This is a genomic window from Parabacteroides faecis, from assembly GCF_014647375.1.
Lineage (GTDB): Bacteria > Bacteroidota > Bacteroidia > Bacteroidales > Tannerellaceae > Parabacteroides > Parabacteroides faecis.
The window spans coordinates 1-17,221 of the sequence record NZ_BMPB01000018.1 but is presented as its reverse complement, the minus strand read 5'-3'; the positions used below and the strand labels follow the sequence as shown (position 1 = coordinate 17,221).

Annotated in this window: 18 protein-coding genes and 2 tRNA genes; 8 read left to right on the top strand and 12 right to left on the bottom strand. The window is 43.7% G+C overall.

The genetic code is table 11. From position 1 onward, the window contains the following. Nucleotides 1–13: 13 nt before the first annotated feature. Together IEY67_RS22990 and IEY67_RS22985 are read right to left on the bottom strand one after the other, a co-directional pair. Complete coding sequence (locus IEY67_RS22990) at nucleotides 14–958, bottom strand: 3-oxoacyl-ACP synthase III family protein (protein WP_122353043.1); 945 nt, start codon at nucleotides 956–958, stop codon at nucleotides 14–16. A 7-nt stretch (nucleotides 959–965) separates the two neighbouring features. Continuing rightward, nucleotides 966–1,553 (bottom strand): TetR/AcrR family transcriptional regulator, encoded by a 588-nt coding sequence (locus tag IEY67_RS22985; protein ID WP_305036997.1) that lies wholly within the window; start codon nucleotides 1,551–1,553, stop codon nucleotides 966–968. Nucleotides 1,554–1,710: 157 nt separating this feature from the next. Here IEY67_RS22985 and IEY67_RS22980 point away from each other — a divergent pair. The 5 genes from IEY67_RS22980 to IEY67_RS22960 all read left to right on the top strand — a co-directional run bounded on the left by IEY67_RS22980 (nucleotide 1,711) and on the right by IEY67_RS22960 (nucleotide 4,388). Further along, nucleotides 1,711–1,782 (top strand) — tRNA-Met (locus IEY67_RS22980). A gap of 163 nt (nucleotides 1,783–1,945) precedes the next feature. After that, the gene (locus IEY67_RS22975) at nucleotides 1,946–2,863 is read left to right on the top strand and encodes a DnaJ C-terminal domain-containing protein (protein WP_122353041.1); all 918 of its coding nucleotides are present in this window, start codon (nucleotides 1,946–1,948) and stop codon (nucleotides 2,861–2,863) included. A gap of 12 nt (nucleotides 2,864–2,875) precedes the next feature. Next, nucleotides 2,876–3,190: a chaperone modulator CbpM gene (locus IEY67_RS22970; protein WP_122353040.1), complete on the top strand. Its 315-nt coding sequence runs from the start codon at nucleotides 2,876–2,878 to the stop codon at nucleotides 3,188–3,190. Between the two features lie 176 nt (nucleotides 3,191–3,366). After that, nucleotides 3,367–3,438: transfer RNA gene (locus IEY67_RS22965), tRNA-Met, on the top strand. A gap of 200 nt (nucleotides 3,439–3,638) precedes the next feature. Next, nucleotides 3,639–4,388 (top strand): 3-keto-disaccharide hydrolase, encoded by a 750-nt coding sequence (locus tag IEY67_RS22960; protein ID WP_183670677.1) that lies wholly within the window; start codon nucleotides 3,639–3,641, stop codon nucleotides 4,386–4,388. Between the two features lie 91 nt (nucleotides 4,389–4,479). Here IEY67_RS22960 and IEY67_RS22955 read toward each other — a convergent pair whose 3' ends face one another. From IEY67_RS22955 to IEY67_RS22915, 9 genes are all read right to left on the bottom strand, one after another. Next, complete coding sequence (locus tag IEY67_RS22955) at nucleotides 4,480–5,469, bottom strand: PLAT/LH2 domain-containing protein (RefSeq protein WP_122353038.1); 990 nt, start codon at nucleotides 5,467–5,469, stop codon at nucleotides 4,480–4,482. A 188-nt stretch (nucleotides 5,470–5,657) separates the two neighbouring features. Next, complete coding sequence (locus IEY67_RS22950) at nucleotides 5,658–6,773, bottom strand: GNVR domain-containing protein (RefSeq protein WP_183670679.1); 1,116 nt, start codon at nucleotides 6,771–6,773, stop codon at nucleotides 5,658–5,660. 42 nt (nucleotides 6,774–6,815) lie between these two features. Continuing rightward, on the bottom strand, nucleotides 6,816–9,212 hold the full coding sequence (locus tag IEY67_RS22945; protein WP_183670681.1) for an SLBB domain-containing protein: 2,397 nt from the start codon (nucleotides 9,210–9,212) through the stop codon (nucleotides 6,816–6,818). Between the two features lie 308 nt (nucleotides 9,213–9,520). After that, a complete protein-coding gene (locus tag IEY67_RS22940) occupies nucleotides 9,521–9,910 on the bottom strand; it encodes a lipocalin-like domain-containing protein (protein ID WP_183670683.1) in 390 nt (129 codons plus the stop codon). Further along, the gene (locus tag IEY67_RS22935; protein ID WP_183670685.1) at nucleotides 9,898–11,361 is read right to left on the bottom strand and encodes a capsule assembly Wzi family protein; all 1,464 of its coding nucleotides are present in this window, start codon (nucleotides 11,359–11,361) and stop codon (nucleotides 9,898–9,900) included. Before IEY67_RS22935 ends, IEY67_RS22940 begins: the two co-directional genes overlap by 13 nt. A 28-nt stretch (nucleotides 11,362–11,389) precedes the next feature. Beyond that, nucleotides 11,390–12,859: a CHC2 zinc finger domain-containing protein gene (locus tag IEY67_RS22930; protein ID WP_183670687.1), complete on the bottom strand. Its 1,470-nt coding sequence runs from the start codon at nucleotides 12,857–12,859 to the stop codon at nucleotides 11,390–11,392. Next, nucleotides 12,859–14,205, bottom strand: a complete 1,347-nt coding sequence (locus IEY67_RS22925; protein WP_183670689.1) for a replicative DNA helicase — start codon at nucleotides 14,203–14,205, stop codon at nucleotides 12,859–12,861. The genes IEY67_RS22930 and IEY67_RS22925 overlap by 1 nt, the downstream gene beginning before the upstream one ends. After that, nucleotides 14,186–14,749 (bottom strand): hypothetical protein, encoded by a 564-nt coding sequence (locus IEY67_RS25275; RefSeq protein WP_229801178.1) that lies wholly within the window; start codon nucleotides 14,747–14,749, stop codon nucleotides 14,186–14,188. Before IEY67_RS25275 ends, IEY67_RS22925 begins: the two co-directional genes overlap by 20 nt. A 255-nt stretch (nucleotides 14,750–15,004) precedes the next feature. Continuing rightward, nucleotides 15,005–15,226 (bottom strand): DUF4248 domain-containing protein, encoded by a 222-nt coding sequence (locus tag IEY67_RS22915; protein WP_122353032.1) that lies wholly within the window; start codon nucleotides 15,224–15,226, stop codon nucleotides 15,005–15,007. A 244-nt stretch (nucleotides 15,227–15,470) separates the two neighbouring features. Here IEY67_RS22915 and IEY67_RS22910 point away from each other — a divergent pair, with 244 nt between their 5' ends. From IEY67_RS22910 to IEY67_RS22900, 3 genes are read left to right on the top strand one after another with little or no spacing between them, the layout of a single operon-like run. After that, complete coding sequence (locus IEY67_RS22910) at nucleotides 15,471–15,920, top strand: HU family DNA-binding protein (RefSeq protein WP_122353031.1); 450 nt, start codon at nucleotides 15,471–15,473, stop codon at nucleotides 15,918–15,920. 13 nt (nucleotides 15,921–15,933) lie between these two features. Next, nucleotides 15,934–16,389, top strand: coding sequence for a glucosaminidase domain-containing protein (locus IEY67_RS22905; protein ID WP_183670691.1), 456 nt, complete (start codon nucleotides 15,934–15,936; stop codon nucleotides 16,387–16,389). A 33-nt stretch (nucleotides 16,390–16,422) separates the two neighbouring features. Then, nucleotides 16,423–16,725 (top strand): hypothetical protein, encoded by a 303-nt coding sequence (locus IEY67_RS22900; RefSeq protein ID WP_183670693.1) that lies wholly within the window; start codon nucleotides 16,423–16,425, stop codon nucleotides 16,723–16,725. 72 nt (nucleotides 16,726–16,797) lie between these two features. Here IEY67_RS22900 and IEY67_RS22895 read toward each other — a convergent pair. Beyond that, the coding region (locus tag IEY67_RS22895; protein WP_189086833.1) for a DegT/DnrJ/EryC1/StrS family aminotransferase at nucleotides 16,798–17,221 on the bottom strand (424 nt) is incomplete at its 5' end.

Below are 17,221 nucleotides of genomic sequence, written 5' to 3'. Positions count from 1 at the left end.
TTTTACGTTTATATTAACACTGTATCAGACAAGCACCGGCAGAATAACCGCCACCGAATACCGTCAGGCAAACCAGGTCGCCTTTCTTGAATGAATGATCGTTCTGGGCATACACCAAAGCAGAACTTACAGAACCGGTATTACCCAACTCTTCGATATTATGCAGGAACTTTTCTTCCGGCAACCCCAGTTGTTTGGCAATATTCGACATGATGCGCATATTTGCCTGGTGACCGATGAAGTAAGTCAGGTCATCCAGCTTAAACCCGTTCTTTTCCAGCAGATACAACGCATTCTTAGGCATATAGGTACAAGCCTGGATAAAGACGTCGCGACCTTCCGGCATCAGGATACCACCGTCGCGGGGACGTAGCTGGACACCTTCCGGACCTTTACTCAAATGTCCCAGGCCCTGTGTAAATATCTCAATGATATGAGGATCATTCTCAGTCACACGCTCTTTAGAGATAAAGAATGCCGCTGCCGCATCTCCCCAGAGGTGACCGGCTTTCGGATCTGTCTCGTTATAATAAGCTGAATTCTTATCTGCCGAAAGGATCAAAGCCTTTGTCGCCTTGCCCATAGCAAAATAACCTTCCACAACTTCCAGCGCATTCAAAAAAGAGGAACATGCGGAAGACAAATACAGCGCTTTCGCCTCTGTAATATTGAACTCACGCTGCGTATAATGAGCCGCTGTAGCAACTGTATCGTACGGAGAATAGGATGCCGAAATAATCAAGTCGACTTCCGTAATATCATACGGCAATTTTGGCAGTGCATTACGTACGGCTTCTATACCCATTGTACAAATATTCTCTTCCGGTTTGGCCTTGGACCGGGTTTTAATACCCGTACGCTGTTCAATCCACTCACTTGTCAACCCGTTTAATTCCAAAAAATGTTGGTTGTGCACCCGCTCTTCAGGCACATAAAACCCTGTTGCATTAATAAACATCTCTGGTTTACTTTATCTTTATTCCGTTGAATATTAAATTCATTACATTATCTCTCCGCTTAATCCGCTGGCTGATATTATCTCCCATAATACCCCTTATATAAGGAACTTCCAGTCCCTTCAAGGCATGATGTAGCACAACTGCTGTAATTTCCGTATCCGGCATTGCAAAAATGCCTTCCTTTACTCCTGCATCCAAAATTCCCTTCAATAATTCTGTCTCACGTATATCGAAGCTCTTACGAACCTTCTCTACCCGCCATATATCACGGAAAAAGTTTGCTTTCAGTGTACCGTTACGAAACACGAGTGCCTTGATAGCATCCAATCTGGAATAGATGAATGTCATCAACTTCTCATCAGCTGGCAAATCCTTTCCGGCAACATCAAGCAGCATTTTATATAATTGATCCAGCTCCGATTCTACCACGGCCAGATAAATCTCATTCTTACTCTTGAAATACGTATATAACGTACGTCTGCCTTTCTTGGAAGCCTGTGCAATATCGTTCATTGTCGTATTATCAACCCCCATGCGGGCAAACAATTGCCTGGCCACATCCACCAACATATCGCGTGTTTTAGAAACTGTCATCGGCATTGTATTGCACATTTTGATTAAAACTGTGCGCAAAGTACCTAAAAAAGATTGGTTTTACCAAGTATATTAAAAAAAACTTGCAATAAATTTGTTTTGTAAGAGAAAATCCATACCTTTGCACTCGCAATCACGAAATAATTGTAAACAATATCGCGGAGTGGAGCAGTGGTAGCTCGTTGGGCTCATAACCCAAAGGTCGTAAGTTCGAGTCTTGCCTCCGCAACTATCCAAAAAGGCTTTCAGTAAAAACTGAAGGCCTTTTTCTATTTTTCATCTTCTCTAATCTTTATTAGCCAAAATTAAAAGATCAAATTACCCCCCGGCATGTTTATTGTAATGTAGATGTATGGATATCAACCGACAAAAGATTTAACAATATAAATAATATGGCTTATATAGACTATTACAACATTCTTGGGGTGAACAAAGGCGCTTCGCAGGACGATATCAAAAAGGCGTATAAGAAGCTAGCCCGTAAATATCATCCGGACCTGAACCCGAATGACCCGGATGCCCACCGGAAATTTCAGGAGATCAACGAAGCCAATGAAGTTTTGAGCGATCCGGAAAAACGAAAGAAATACGATCAATACGGTGAAAACTGGAAACATGCCGATCAATTCGAGGCTCAACAGAATCAGTACGGGCAGTACCAGGGTGGCTTCGGAGGTTTTGGCGGTAACGGCGGAGGTGCCCAGTGGAGCGCTTCAGACGACGGAAGCGGTTTCTCTGACTTCTTTGAGTCCATGTTCGGCGGAGGCGGTCGAAGCGGCGGCAGAGGCAACTATGCATTCCGTGGCCAGGACTATAATGCAGAATTGCATGTCTCTTTGGCAGATGCTGCCAAAACGCACAAACAGGTCATTACCGTTAACGGCAAGAACCTGCGTATCACCGTACCGGCCGGTATAGCCGACGGACAAACCATCAAGCTGAAAGGCCAGGGTGGTCCGGGCGTAAACGGCGGACCGGCAGGTGACTTATACATCACGTTCAGCATAGGTGAAGACGGCCGCTTCAAACGGGTTGGCGACGACCTGTACGTAACAGCTCCGCTGAACCTGTACACCGCCATCCTGGGTGGCGAACAGATCATCGAAACGATGGAAAGTAAGGTCAAACTGAAAGTGGCTCCCGGTACGCAGAACAACAGCAAGGTACGGCTGAAAGGCAAAGGATTCCCCGTCTATAAAAAAGACGGACAATTCGGCGACCTGATCGTCACCTACTCTATCGAGATACCGACGAATCTGACGGAAAAACAGAAAGAGTTGTTCCGCGAAATACAGAGTCTTAATCAATAAAACACGAGTACTATGCAAACAGATTTAATTATAGTCAACGAATATTGCCGGATATGCCATATCGAACCTTCTTTCATCTTCAGGCTGGAAGAAGGCGGACTAATTGAAATCCGCATCGTCGAAGGTGAGAAATATTTGAAAGCGGAACAATTGTACGACATCGAAAGGTATACGCGTATGTATTACGACCTGGCGATCAACTTCGAGGGAATCGATGCTATCCACCATCTACTGAACCGTATCGAGTCCATGCAGCAGCAGATCGGTCATCTGAAGAAGATGCTCCATGTATATGAGGCAAAAGATTTTGAAGAAAATGAATTATAAAACAAAAACGACACATCTACCTTACATTCAACCTGGTAGATGTGTCATTTTGTTACCAAAATCATCCTCATTCCTCAGTTTTCAACCGAAAAGGAAAAACTTTTTGTAAAATAATTTGGATTATAAGAAATAATTCATACCTTTGCACTCGCAATCAGGAATGATAGCAACTATATCGCGGAGTGGAGCAGTGGTAGCTCGTTGGGCTCATAACCCAAAGGTCATAGGTTCGAGTCCTGTCTCCGCAACAATTTGAAGAATAAGCATAAAAGGCGACGTACAGTCAATGTACATCGTCTTTTTTATTTTACAGAAAATCTACCCAGATTTACTCTCCCTCGAAATTTACTCTAAATAGCTTATTTATAACTATTATATTACCATCCATTCCTCTTTCCTTTTTTTAATCTTATCTTTGTGGTAAAGATAAAATCTAAACTCAATTTTTATGAAACATTCTACAAAAAAAATTTCCAAACTATTCAAAGTCTTTTGTATCGGACTAGCATTTACACCGATAGCAATATTTGCCGATCCCATCTTTCCTGTCGAAAACACAGATGAGGAGGGTTTTGTTTCTATTTTCGATGGTAAAACATTAAACGGATGGAAGGGAGATCCCACATACTGGAGTGTCAAAGACGGTGTTCTCACCGGAGTCGTAACTCCTGAGACTTTACTGCAACAGAATTCATTTATCATCTGGCAGGGAGGAACACCTCGTAATTTCGAATTAAAAATGCAGTACCGCGTTTCAGACAAAGGAAACAGCGGAATCAATTACCGAAGTGTCTCCTATTCTCCAAAGGGACAAAAATATGCACTGAAAGGTTATCAGTTAGACATTGACGGTGAGGGTGCCTGGACTGGACAGAATTATGAAGAAAAAGGTCGGGAATGGCTTGCTTTGAGAGGCCAAATGACCCAAATACGTACCGGAAAAACGCCTCAAGTCATTTCACAACTAGGAGATAAAGATGAAATGTGGAATACTATAAACAAGAACGGTTGGAACGAAGCTCACATCATTGCCCGAGACAATGTCATCATACATCTTATCAACGGAAAAGTTATGAGTATAATCATAGACGATGATCCTGACGGCCGAAGAATGGATGGTTTAATAGGTGTACAGGTTCATGTCGGACCTCCCATGAAAATTGAATATAAAAATATACGTTTAAAAGAGTTGAAATAACAATCAAAAAAGCCTGTTCTCCTTACCAATGTAGAACAGGCTTTTTATAAACATTCATTTAAACAGAAGTGCTTTAACAAGTCCCGGCTATTTACTTCTCTGAAGAACTAATCTGAACGTTTTGTACAATTCCTGTCATTTCAGCTCTAGACATCATCTGTTTAACAGTACTTTTATAAGTGTATTCTTTTGCTTCCAACAAAGAAGAGTGGCCAACAGTCATTCTTTTAGCAATTGGTCCTCCTTTATACTCTTCTATTATATTCAGCGCCTCTTGTTCCGACTTTATCCCTTCTAAAATACAAATATTTCTATCCATTTCTAATTTACCACTATACTTTATTTTCACACCATCAATGTCAATAAAACCATCTTCACAGTGCTGATAAAATATAGACACTACTGTAACCTTTGAATTAGCAGGTAAATCAAATGAATAATCAACCGTTTTTGTTAACATATTTTTCTCTTCTACATGCTTCTGCTTTGATAGTTCCTTCGTCAACTCTGCTGAAAAACTTGTACCAACTCCAAAAAAAGAAGCGTCAATCGCCACACCTGTTTTTGCTGTTGTAGCACTTTTCAAATCAACAATATATCCCTGATGATATGTATGTTTAAAGCAGTCTTTAACTGTTATTTTCGAAGAACTTTCATTTATAAACGGTTTTACATATATTCGGTCTATGATTTCATATGATTTAGAGGGGGCTGTCGTAAATTGTCCTAGCGGTATATCTTTTACAACAGACAGGTTTTCTTTTTCCAACCACGAATAAATATCCACTTTCCATGTCAGGTTCCTATTTTTATCTGTGATTGCTACATAATCAACAAACCAACCTGCATTTCTCCCTTTATTATTATGAAAAAGCTTAATTTTACGTAAACGACCTACATCTTCTGTTTCAATAGTAAATTTATCCAACATGTTTTTCTCAAAATTATCTTTTGAGTCATCCAATTCTATTTCACCGCTGATGCCTTTATCACCCGTTAATTGGATAAATACTCCAGCATCAGTTCCTGCGTTATCACGCCCCCCTGTTTTTACTTCAATTACATACTTGTTCTTTCCCATTTTTGTTCGTTTTAATTAGTTATCAAAATATAATCAAATATCATTCATCTCTTACTAACGATCATAAAATTATCGAAAAAACATAAATTGATAAAATTTTATTTGTAGACAACCTTTATTGCACGATAAAATGCAAAATAAAGAATATAAACGTATATGTCATGCCCATAAAATCAGGGGGAGCAGATTTATTCCACCGGCAAATAATCCTCCTCTACTAATTTATTTTTTTCAAACATATCCTTTACAAACAAATACCCGATTCCCCCAAACAGAGCCAGAAAGACAAAGCCAACCAGTATCAGGGATTTCTTAGGTGAAGCAGGCTTTAACGGTACCGTAGCCGGGCTGATCACCGTATAAACAGGAGTTTGTTCCTGGACACGGAGCTTATCCTGTTCCAGCTTCTGAGCTAATGTATTGTAAACATTGAAGGTCAGCGTCATTTCATTCTTCAAACGCTCCTGTTCCGTACGGTAACTGGCAGAGATGATGTTTTTGTTCGCATCTTCGAAAGCGGCATACGCACGTTGAGCTTTGTAATAAGACTCACGGGCTTCGCCGAATACTTTCTCTGTAAACTCCAGGTCCTGTTTGGCCTTCTGCGTACGATAATTGGTTATGTACCCCTGAAGCTTTTCCAGGACTATCTGAGTAAGGCTTGCTGAGATCAATGGATCCTGCATCTGAACGGAGACAGTTATTACCAATGTCTTTTTATCCACGGAGGCAGAGATACGCTTCTGCATATCTTTTATCACATCTGCCTGTTCTTTTGTTAACCTGAAAGAAGTCAATTCTCCATTACTATTTATCTCTTCTTTCAAAAACAGATCTTTTATCCAGCCAAGTAGTTTGAAAGGAGCCTTTATCACATAACTCCACCACGCACTTTTCTGATGCTCATCCATATATTCGTACAATGTCGATGAGTAATCGCCTTTTTCACTCTTAACCTGTACCGGAAACAACTCCAACAGAAAAGGAATACTCTGTACCACATCCGGATAAAGATCCGGAGAGATGGCATCCGAACCTGCCGAAGAACCCAAGTTTATGCCTGCCATTGCTGCCAAACCACCCAGATTCCCCATCTTCTTAGACGGGTCAGACGTTTCAGGTGCCAGCTTCACCGTCGTACTATATTCTTTAGGGATGCTGAAAGCAACAACCAATCCTACAACTATCGCGACTCCACAGCATTTGAACAAGAACTTACGTTCCCCCCATAACCGTTTAGCTAACTCTATTAAATCTATCTCCTGCTCGTTAGTATCCATATCAGGAGCGTTCATTTGAATCATGTCCACCTTGTTAATTGAAAATTAAAGATTGAAAATTGAAAATTATTTCAGTGTATTGATGATAGAGGTAACCATGGCAGCCATCGATGTCGTTGAACTGGCAATACTCAGGACTTCAGCCAGGCTGGTCTTACGGTCACGCTGTGTCTTGCTCGGAACTACGATCTCGCAGCCGGGCTCTACCTTCGGATAACGTTTGAAGAAGATAAAAGTCTTTTTCGTGGTTGCTACCTTTCCGTTCATGTAGATCACGATCGGATATTTACGGGCGATATCGTTATAACCTCCCGCCTGAGAAAGACATTTACCCACTGACATACCCTTTGTGTAAGTGACGCTGTTCGGATAAGTTACCGCACCGTTTATCTTCACCGTACTCTGTAACTGCGGGATATAAAGGGCATCCCCGTCACGCAGGACCACATCATGTGCACTCCCGGGATTGGCCAATGCCTTCTCCAGATCGATACCCACTGAATAGTCCTTGATATTAGCCAGCGACAATGCCACCGAGTCACGACTCTCCTTGTTCGAACTCAATTCCAGCAAGGTCTCCAACCGCCGCATCTCATCTTCAGTCAGCTGACGCTTCAGGCTCGCTCCTTTTATATAGGCATCTGGAGTGACCCCACCGGCCTTAGCGATGATATCACTCAGGCGAGAATTCTTTTCTGCAAGCACATAATCACCCGAGAAAGTGATCTCGCCATCTATACGTACCACCTGCTGTTCCTGATAACCCGGAGAAAAGCGGACATATACCTCATCGAACGGCTCCAACGTAAAAACAGTATCCGTTGTCTTTCCACCGGCAGGAACCAACCCCAGGTTATCGTTCAAAGTAAAGTTAAAGACATCAGCCGTACGGTTACTGTTCTCTTCTGTTTTAGGATCTTTGATGCGGCGAGCCACTTCCACATTCACGGTGGCTGCCGATTCCTTCAAACCACCGGCCATCATTATAGCATCTTCCACCGTCAGGTTATTCCGGTAAGGAAGAACCGTATCAACAAAATTCACAGCACCGCTAACCTTGATCGTATAAGGCTCACGAAGATCGAATAAAGAAAGGACATTCAACTGATCTTCCGGCTTCAATTCTATATCCGCAGACGTTCCGTTCAGTATTCCACGGATATCCACTGCGATCAATGTCGTAGTAAAGTCCGGATTCAGACGGGTGATCTGCGCACGACCCGCAAACTCATCACCTTTCAGACCGGCTGCCTGATCGACCAGCTGTTTCACAGTATGTACCGACGGATTCAACTCATATTCGCCCGGACGCCAGACAGCACCCAGGATCGTTAAACGGTTTTCATAAAAAGGAATGACCGAATCCACCAGCAAAGAATCACCGTCCATCATGGCAAAGGTAGGATAAGACTCTTCCTTTACCGTGGCGATCTGATACCGACTGCCTGCTTTACGCTTTACGCGAACATCTTTCGTATAAGCATCTCCCGTAAAACCTCCCGACATACGAAGTAACTGTTGCAACGTCTCCCCTTTCTTCATTTCAAAGATACGGTTGCGTTTTACCTTTCCCTGCACTACCGCCAACTGGTCATATGTCGGTACTATTATCATATCGTTCTCTTCCAGGCGGATATTGGTCTTGTATTTACCGTTTAACAAGTAATCGTACACATCGAGGCTGGCTACCTCTTTACTGTTTCGATAGACTTTGATACCACGAAGCGAACCGATCTCATTTACACCGCCTGCAGCATACAGCGCATTGAACAGGGTAGCAAAAGAAGGTAACGTATAGGTTCCCGGAGCAACGACCTCGCCCACTATATTTACTTTGATGCTGCGTATCTGGCTTAAGCTGACAGAGACAAACGTATTTCCTCCGTCCGTATTACCGGACAACGTGGCCATGATCCGTCCCAACTCCTGACGGATACGGCTTTCCGCTGCTTCGATCGTAAGGCCGCTAACCGATACAGGTCCCAGATTAGGGATCAGGATAACCCCTTCGGCAGAAACTTTCAGTTTCAGGTTCAGTTCGGAATCTCCCCAGACATTGATCAGTAATTCATCTCCTGCAGACAATATATAATTCTTGGGTGTCGGCAGATTGAGGTCAGGCTCGAAAGACAGGTTCTTGTTTGAAAAGATCTCACGTCCGAAAACGGTTTCTTTCAAAGCCTTTTCCGGACGGTTCATATCGCGCTGCTGCTCCAGGGGAAGGACTTCCTTTCCCGGGGTAGTAGCAACGACACGGTCGGTAACGACTGCATCAGAGGCTGCCCCGGTTGCCGGGGTCGTACCCGATTGTCCCATTCGCTTATTTATCTCCTGACGGATCTGGTCATCCGTCATACCAGCGGCTTTCGCCTTGTCAATCACATCCTGGGGTACCTGTGCAGCCAGTGGTACAGCCAGCCACAGTAATCCCCCTAATAATACATTTCTGATTACGGTATTCATATTGTTATTTGTTTTTGTTATTTCAAGATTAGAAAGAAGTGAACCTATCTGAGCATAAGTCTCAGTCATCAATAAGACATACTTAGTTACAGGTTCATTTGCCGTCTGCTTCAGCTGACGGATTGGTAAATGATCTATCTCATTGGACTTTAGTCCCATTTTAAACGGTCTCGCTATTTAAGAGAAATGCGGCTAAAGCCAAAAAAGGGATACAATCTGTAGACCGTTGGTTAAAACCAACGGCAAATGAACCTGTAATAGTCATGTCACTTTGATTATAGGATAGTTCAATTTTGATAAATTCTGAATCAAAACTTTCTGAACTCCAACCGAGCATAATCCGATTGTAATACCAGATGTTTCGACGTTAATTCTTTTACTCCGAAACGTTGCTTCGTATCATTCATGCCGAAAGGCAATAGATCTTCAATTTTACTGACCGGCATTTCGACAAATAGCGAATCTCCGGTATATTCCATATTTCCTGTTTGGCTCGTAACACCGACTTGCATCAGGTTGATCGTATGCAATGCCACACTATAATAAGCCCGTTCCGGTGTTTCTTCTTCTCCGGAAACATATTCTATCTTCATAATTTGCCAACGACCATCCAGGTCTCCGTTAATCGGCATTTTTCCGCAAGCGCTAACTATCAACATTAGTAGCACGGCTATTATATATCTTTTCATCGTATCCATCCTGTTTTTCTGATTGTTAACATTCCACCGACACTTTTACCCAACATAGCACCTCGGTCTAGTCCCAATGATGCGGTAAAATCCCAGCCTTTCAACTTATGGGGAGTATATTTTAATTCGGCTAAAGCGTTTCCGTTCTTTTTGATTTCATAAAATGGCAATGCATAGGTTCCCCAATTACGTGTAACGGATAAAAGGACACGGTATTGCAAATCGGCACAAGGATTTCCCATTATTCCCAAATGATGTCCTTGCATACGTGAACTTTTAAAACTGATGCTCCCATCCTCATTATATATAGGAGACATTATAAGAGGATTTCCAATACCCATTCCCCAATGTTGCCAGCCGGTGTAGATACCATGATTATAATAATTATCAGATCCACTCACCTGTTCCGGTATCTCCGGTGTATGATCCCAATAAACAGGACCTGTCTGATCCTTTGTTGAAATATATTCGTAAACAAAACTGCTAACGATAGGATTTTCAGGAAACGTTATTTCTATCCCAGCCAGGCAGTCCTTCCAGCCATATTCCCCGAACATCTGTGAATGATCCTCAAAATAATGTTCATAATAAGGGCGAACCGTCCAGTCCTGCGGAGCATACCAGGTGAGTGAAAAATTCCAACTACCCAAATGGTTGCCATAGATATTCGTTTGCTCTCCCATTGGAGTATCACTACCACCTCCGCTCGGAATAAACACTTTAAAGAAATCCTTTATCCCATTCGGCATATCAATCTTTTCATTCCCTCTAAACGCATTCCCTCCAAACTGTGCAGCCATCTCCAGTCCTCCTTCAAAGATCAGTGGGAGTTTCTCCCGATTGCCAACCTTCACATACAGATCTTTGGAATGATAAAGCACATGTTCCGTATATTTATTCCCCGGAACTACGAAATCCTTCTGCCAACCATCATCCGTAAACATGCCATAAGCAACATGCCCTTTGAAGGCCAGCCACCCTTTCGTCCCCGGTACAACGGTATATTCCGGAATACCGATACGCACTTGCGGAATCGGTCGGGCATTCCCCGAAAACGTCAATCCCCCGCTACTTAAAAGCGGATTATTGAATTCACTATACCGTTCCTTACTACCTATACTCAGTCCCAGGCAGCGATATTTCAAATCGGCATATAATTGCTGAACAATGAATGTCGACGTAAAATTATAGGCTACAGCCAGATCCGCCCCGAAAGCATACGAAAAGCGTTTATCCTCTTCCATCTCCCGGAAAATCCCGGCACGCAGATAACCGTTATTCTTTTCGATAGAGGAAAGACCTTGTTTGTTCGCTGTCAGCCAGAAAGGTGTATGTTCCCCTCCGCTAAAACTGACGCCAGTCTCCGCCCGGTAGCTCAAACCTTTGGTAAACTGAGCATAAGAAGTTAAAGGAAGTATACACATACTTCCCAAAAGAATTAAGTCTGATATTATTTTCATTTATTTCAGATATAAAATAAGATGCTGATTATCTCCTGCCCAATTCACAGGAGACGCTACTTAAATAATTTCGTTGATACTGTAAATCAGATAATAAAAGAACACGCGACTCTTCATCGGCAAAAGTATGGGATAAACGATAGAGGTCCTGCCGGACACGGTCAACCAGGCGTACCTCCAAATAACCCAGAAAAAGATAACGGACCAATTCACTGCGACGCACCCGGTCACTATGCAGCGGATCCGTATGCAAAGCATACTGTTTATCCAGCTCTTTATCCTCCGCCCGGAGGCTTTGCAGTTCTGCATCAGGCAAAGATACCAGACTATCTCCCGGTAACAAATCGTCACAGGAAAGAATCTTCCGGATACTATCCACATAAAGAACTTCTTCCCCTTCTTCCGTCAGGCAACATGTATCCGGCCAACGGTGACAGGCAGCAACCAACAACGACTCCGCTCTCCGTCTCGCCGGAGATAGCATCCCTTTTTTCACCCACCGGATAAATACCTCACGCCCCATCAGGCGGAACATCTCATCCGCATCCTTTCCGCTTTCCGGAAGTATATCCACCACTTGCAAACCGGCTTTATACAGTTTTGGAATAACCTCCGCCACCGTCTTCCGTCCTGCTTCGTCGGCATCCAGAAACAAACAAACCGTAGAAGTCACCTTCCGAAGCATGGCAATATGATGTTCCGACAAATTCGTGCCACATATAGCAACCGTATTAGTAAAACCAGCCGCATGCATCGCCAACGTATCCTTATATCCTTCAGTCAGGAAAACCACTCCTGTTTCACGCACAGTCTCTACCGCTCGGTGCCAACCATAAAGTAATTCATCTTTTTTATAAATAGTACAGGTCTCACTATTCAGATACTTTGCGATCTTTTTGGAAGGCAATTCCCCCTTGTAACGGGCTGCAAAAGCGACCAATTCCCCTCCGGCATTATGAATCGGGAAGACAATCCGCCCGCGTGTAAACTTCCAGGCATCCGGCACGACAGCCGGTGCAATACCCACTCCAAAAGCAACATACGTCTTCACCAACTCTTCCATCCCCGGATCATACAGCAGTAACGTCTGCCCATACTGTCGATTCTCTTCAACCGTAGGAGCAACAGCCTGCCTCTTCACCAGATGTGAAACCGCACGGGAACTATCCTTTCCGGCCGGTTGCTTTACCAGCTTCCGTACTCCCGCATCAGGTACGGGAACGGACAAACGACAGATATCCGCACAGATACGGACCGCCTCACTAAAACCGCATCCTTCCTTTTCCTGTACAAAACGAAAAACGTCCCCTCCTGCCCCGCAACTAAAACAGTGGTATACCCCTTTTACCGGATCTACCCGCAACGAGGGATGATGATCGTCATGGAAAGGACACAATCCCAGATAAGCCGCCCCTTTCTTTTCGAGTGTCAGGAAATGGCCGACCACCTTTACCAGATCAACCCGTTCCTTGAATGATGAAATTTCCAGTCTGTTCATCAATCTTCAAAATGTAAGTTACCACCCGGATTCACAAAAGACGTATAGGTATCATTCCTGTATAGTTCGGCAATACCTGTCGATCCGTTACGATTTTTCAGGACATACAACTTGACCAGGTGTGAGGCATTCTCTCCGTATTTGTCCAGATTCTTCTCGAAACGTTCCGGACGATTGATGATCACCACACAATCCGCCACAAACTCAATGGCTCCCGAATCACGTAAATCGCTCATCATCGGAACAAAACCATTCTCAGCACGTTTCAACACCTCGCGGTTCAACTGCGAAACGACCAACATGGCACAATTAGCCTCCACTGCAATACGTTTCAATGCCGTTATGGTATTACGGATCACAGACTCCTGCGTCTCCCCCTTTTTCGTCGGTGGAGCAAGTGTATGCAGGTAATCGATCACGACAGCATCGCATTCGCCCTTCCGGCTCCGGAGCATCACCTCCGCCCGCAATGCCTCGAGGCTCATAGAAGAAACATTCGCAAAATAATAAGGCATTCTTTCCATACCGGAGGCATACCGTTTCATCCGATCGATATCCTCCTCACGAAGTCCCCCGATACGCAGTCGGGCTGCCTCCACATCGGCATAACCGGCAAAAAAACGAGCGGCAGTCTGATCCCCGGTCATTTCAAAACTAAAATGAAGCACATGCTTCCCCTTGCAAGCCAAATTCATCGCCATAAACATCGCCAACGCCGTCTTTCCATCGCTCGGAAGACCGCCCAACACCAGCACTTCTTTCCGGTAAAGTCCTCCCGTCAGTCCGTCCAGCCCGCTGATACCGGTCAGCATGCGCACCGGATCGTCCTTATGGCTCATCCGGTCGAGATGAATGTCTATAGATTGTTTCATCACTTCACTAAGCGGCTGAAGCGAGTCTGACTCCGAATTATCCATTCGCAAACGCAGTAAATCGCGCTCGCAGTCTTCTATCACTTTCTGGTAGTCCGTACCGTATTGCAGGCATTCCGATGCTTTTTGTACAAACAGTTTGTGCATACAAGCCAACAGATAATGACGAAGGATTTCGCGCGCATACTCAACGGCATTATATTCCAGGCGAACCGTCTCCATTCCATCCGACAAGTACGCTATGCCTCCCATCTTCAGGTAACGCTCCGGGTCTTTCTTTTTCATTTCCTCTTCCACCAGGATCAGGTCAGGACGTTTATTCCGATTAAACAAATCGGTAAAAGCCTCGTAAATAAACCCATGATCCGGATCGGAAAACATCTCCGGACGCAACAACCCGACCACTTCCAGAATCGCCACCTGGTCCAGAAACAAAGAACAGAGCAAAGCCCTTTCAATTACATTCTTTTCCATATTCACAGCAGTTTTTTAGAAGGTCGGTACGAGGCACATTCCCGTGACTAATCTTCAGTTCGGCCTCCACTCTTCGCGCAGCTATCGCATCCGGCTCAACCGTTTTCTTTGTCACTCTGGTTCTCTTGCTCTCTTGCGGTATTTCCGCAGGGACATCCGAAGCCGTAAAACAGTTATAACCACAAACACGGAAGCAGCTACAGTTTGCTACCCGTTTCACTTCTATCAAAGATTCCTTTTCCAGCGAGTGGACATACCTTCTGACCGAACGGCTATCCACCATCATTAACCGGGCTAACTTTTCGTAAGTGATGATGCATTCTCCTCTATGGCAAACTTCTTGTTTTCCTTTGATCGACACATAGCCATCGGCATAATTGCAAAAACAAAACAGCAACCAATGTACTATTCCGATCATACGTTCACTATTATTGGATGAGGACATCCGTTCTATGATTACACGAGGTATTTTTAAATAAGATTTTCCAAAATAGATCAAGGCCTTAACATCCGTATAAACATTCTCATTTTCAGCTATTTCCATAATGCCGTTTGTTTGTCACACATAAAATACAGTAAATCAACCCTATACACCACCTCCTGCCTGAAGGTTGTCAAATCCCTACATTATATATAAGAATAAAAGAAAAAGGATTCATTCTTTTTATGCGTTTTGATTATTAAAATTTATCGATTAAATAAAATACAATTGTATTCAGTCACAAAAACAATTGTATTTGTAAGCAAAAACAGTTGTATTCGAAATCAAAAACAATTGTTTTTTTGCATACACAAGGTATTATGGTTCGCCTAAAAAATCCACAATAATTGCAACTTGCAAAGGAGAAAGAATACGGACTCCTTTAATCCACCCGGAACGTATCAGACGTTCGTACAGTTCTTTATTTATTATCACCCAATGTGTAAGTCTTCTCGATGCAGAATGAGGAGTTAATCCCGGAGCATAAAGGACGGCCAATTCTTGCCATCCGTATGCTTTTTGTTGAAATAGTTCTTTCATAATAATATGATTTTAAATTGTTTTATCACTCCCTAAATGTACAAAACAATCCTGACATACCAACTATATTATGAAATAAAATCAACAAAAAGTTCCCCTAAATACTCATTGAGTTCCATCCGGTTCATTCACCTTATATCAGCATCGTATATTTGTAATGAATTCAAGAGAAAACACCGGTTAATTCCTTCCGAATTCATCACTAATTTTCAATCTTCAATTATCAATTTTCAATTAAAAAGTTATGCCATTAAAGTATCGAATCGTCCTCAAAAAGGACATGAGCAAAGGAGCAGCCCAAGGCGCTCAGTTGTATTACGGTCAGATCCGTTCGATGGAGAAGACTACTTTCAAAAAACTGTGTAAACTGGTATCCGGTTATTGCACCGCCAAACCCGGTGAAGTAGAACTGGTTATCGATGGTCTGATTTATGTTCTCTGTATGCTGCTCGAAAGCGGCAATGTGATTCAAATGGGAGAATTCGGTAACTTCCGCATGGTAGCCGGAAGTAAGGGTTCCAATACCCTGAAAGATTTCGACCCTATGATGTTCAAGAAACCTCGTATCGTCTTTACCCCCGGCGCCATGTTACGCCAGCTGATCTCCGGTACAAGTTACGACCGCCTCGATGCCTTCTCCGACCCGGAAGAAAAGAAAGAAGAAGGTGGCAGTGACAGACCGGAAATCGAATAATCCCCTATAGGCTATGACTAAAAAGGATTTTATCACCAAGTATCTTCCCCTGGCCCAAAAGGCGGGGGAAGCTTTCCGGATCAATCCGGTTGTTATCCTGGCACAAGCGGCCATCGAAACAGGTTGGGGACAAAGTGACCTTTGCCTGCGGTATCATAACTTTTTCGGTATCACCGCTTACGGGAAAAAGAACGTCTGGTGGACAGGGACCTCCGCACAACTAAGTGCCGACTCCCTCTCCTTCCGTACGTATCCCGCCCCGTTACACTCTTTCATGGACTATGGTCGCCTGATCCGCCACGCCTACACCGATGCCGCCGACGTCAGCTACAAACCTGCAGCTTTTGCCCTCAAAATCGGTTACAGCAAATACATCAGCGAAGTAAACGGCGATAACCGGGAAGCCTACAGGCGGATGCTGGTCTCGATTTCTCAATCGATTACCAAGCTAACCGACTCATCTCTTTAATTTTCAATATTCAATTTATAATTTTCAATTAACATGAAGTACCTTGAAACGATCCTCACCTTCCTCACCCAGCTTGCCCGGATCATCTTTCCCCGCAAGCGAAAACCGGCAGCCGGTGACTGCCCCTGTCCTGATCCTATGCCTGCTCCTCCTGAGCCTTCTCTCCCTTCTGATGCGGGAAACGGAAGTGACCCTGACTTGCATCGGGGCGATACTATCGCTCTCGTCCAGGGAGACTGGGGAGACAAACACCATGTCGAACCTATAGAGATTGCCGGTTTATGCCTGATGGCTTTCGGAATGATCGGGAGTCTGTATAAATTGTTGATCGGATGAGCAAAAAAGTCTGTTATTTTCACAAAAGGGTGGAAATAGCAGACTTTCTGTTTATACAATACTAAAGATAGCTTATTTAGCCAAACTCTTTATCTCATCCACCACCCTGCAAATATCATCATCCGTCAGTGTCGGACCGGAAGGTAGACAAAGCCCTTTATCAAACAATCTCTCCGATGCCCCGTCACCATAAAAAGGTGATTGCTTAAATACCGGTTGCAGATGCATCGGTTTCCACAAAGGGCGTGTTTCTATATTTTCTTCTGCCAGATGTAACCGGATATCTTCACGGCTAAAGCCTGCCTTTTCCGAATCTACCAGAATACAGGTCAGCCAGAAGTTCGAATCGAAATCCTCCGACGGATTTTGCTGAACCGTAATTCCCGGAACATCTTTCAATAAATCCGTATACAACTGATGTATTGCCCTACGTCGTGCTATATGTTCATCCAGTACGAACATCTGTCCTCTACCGATCCCGGCACAAATATTACTC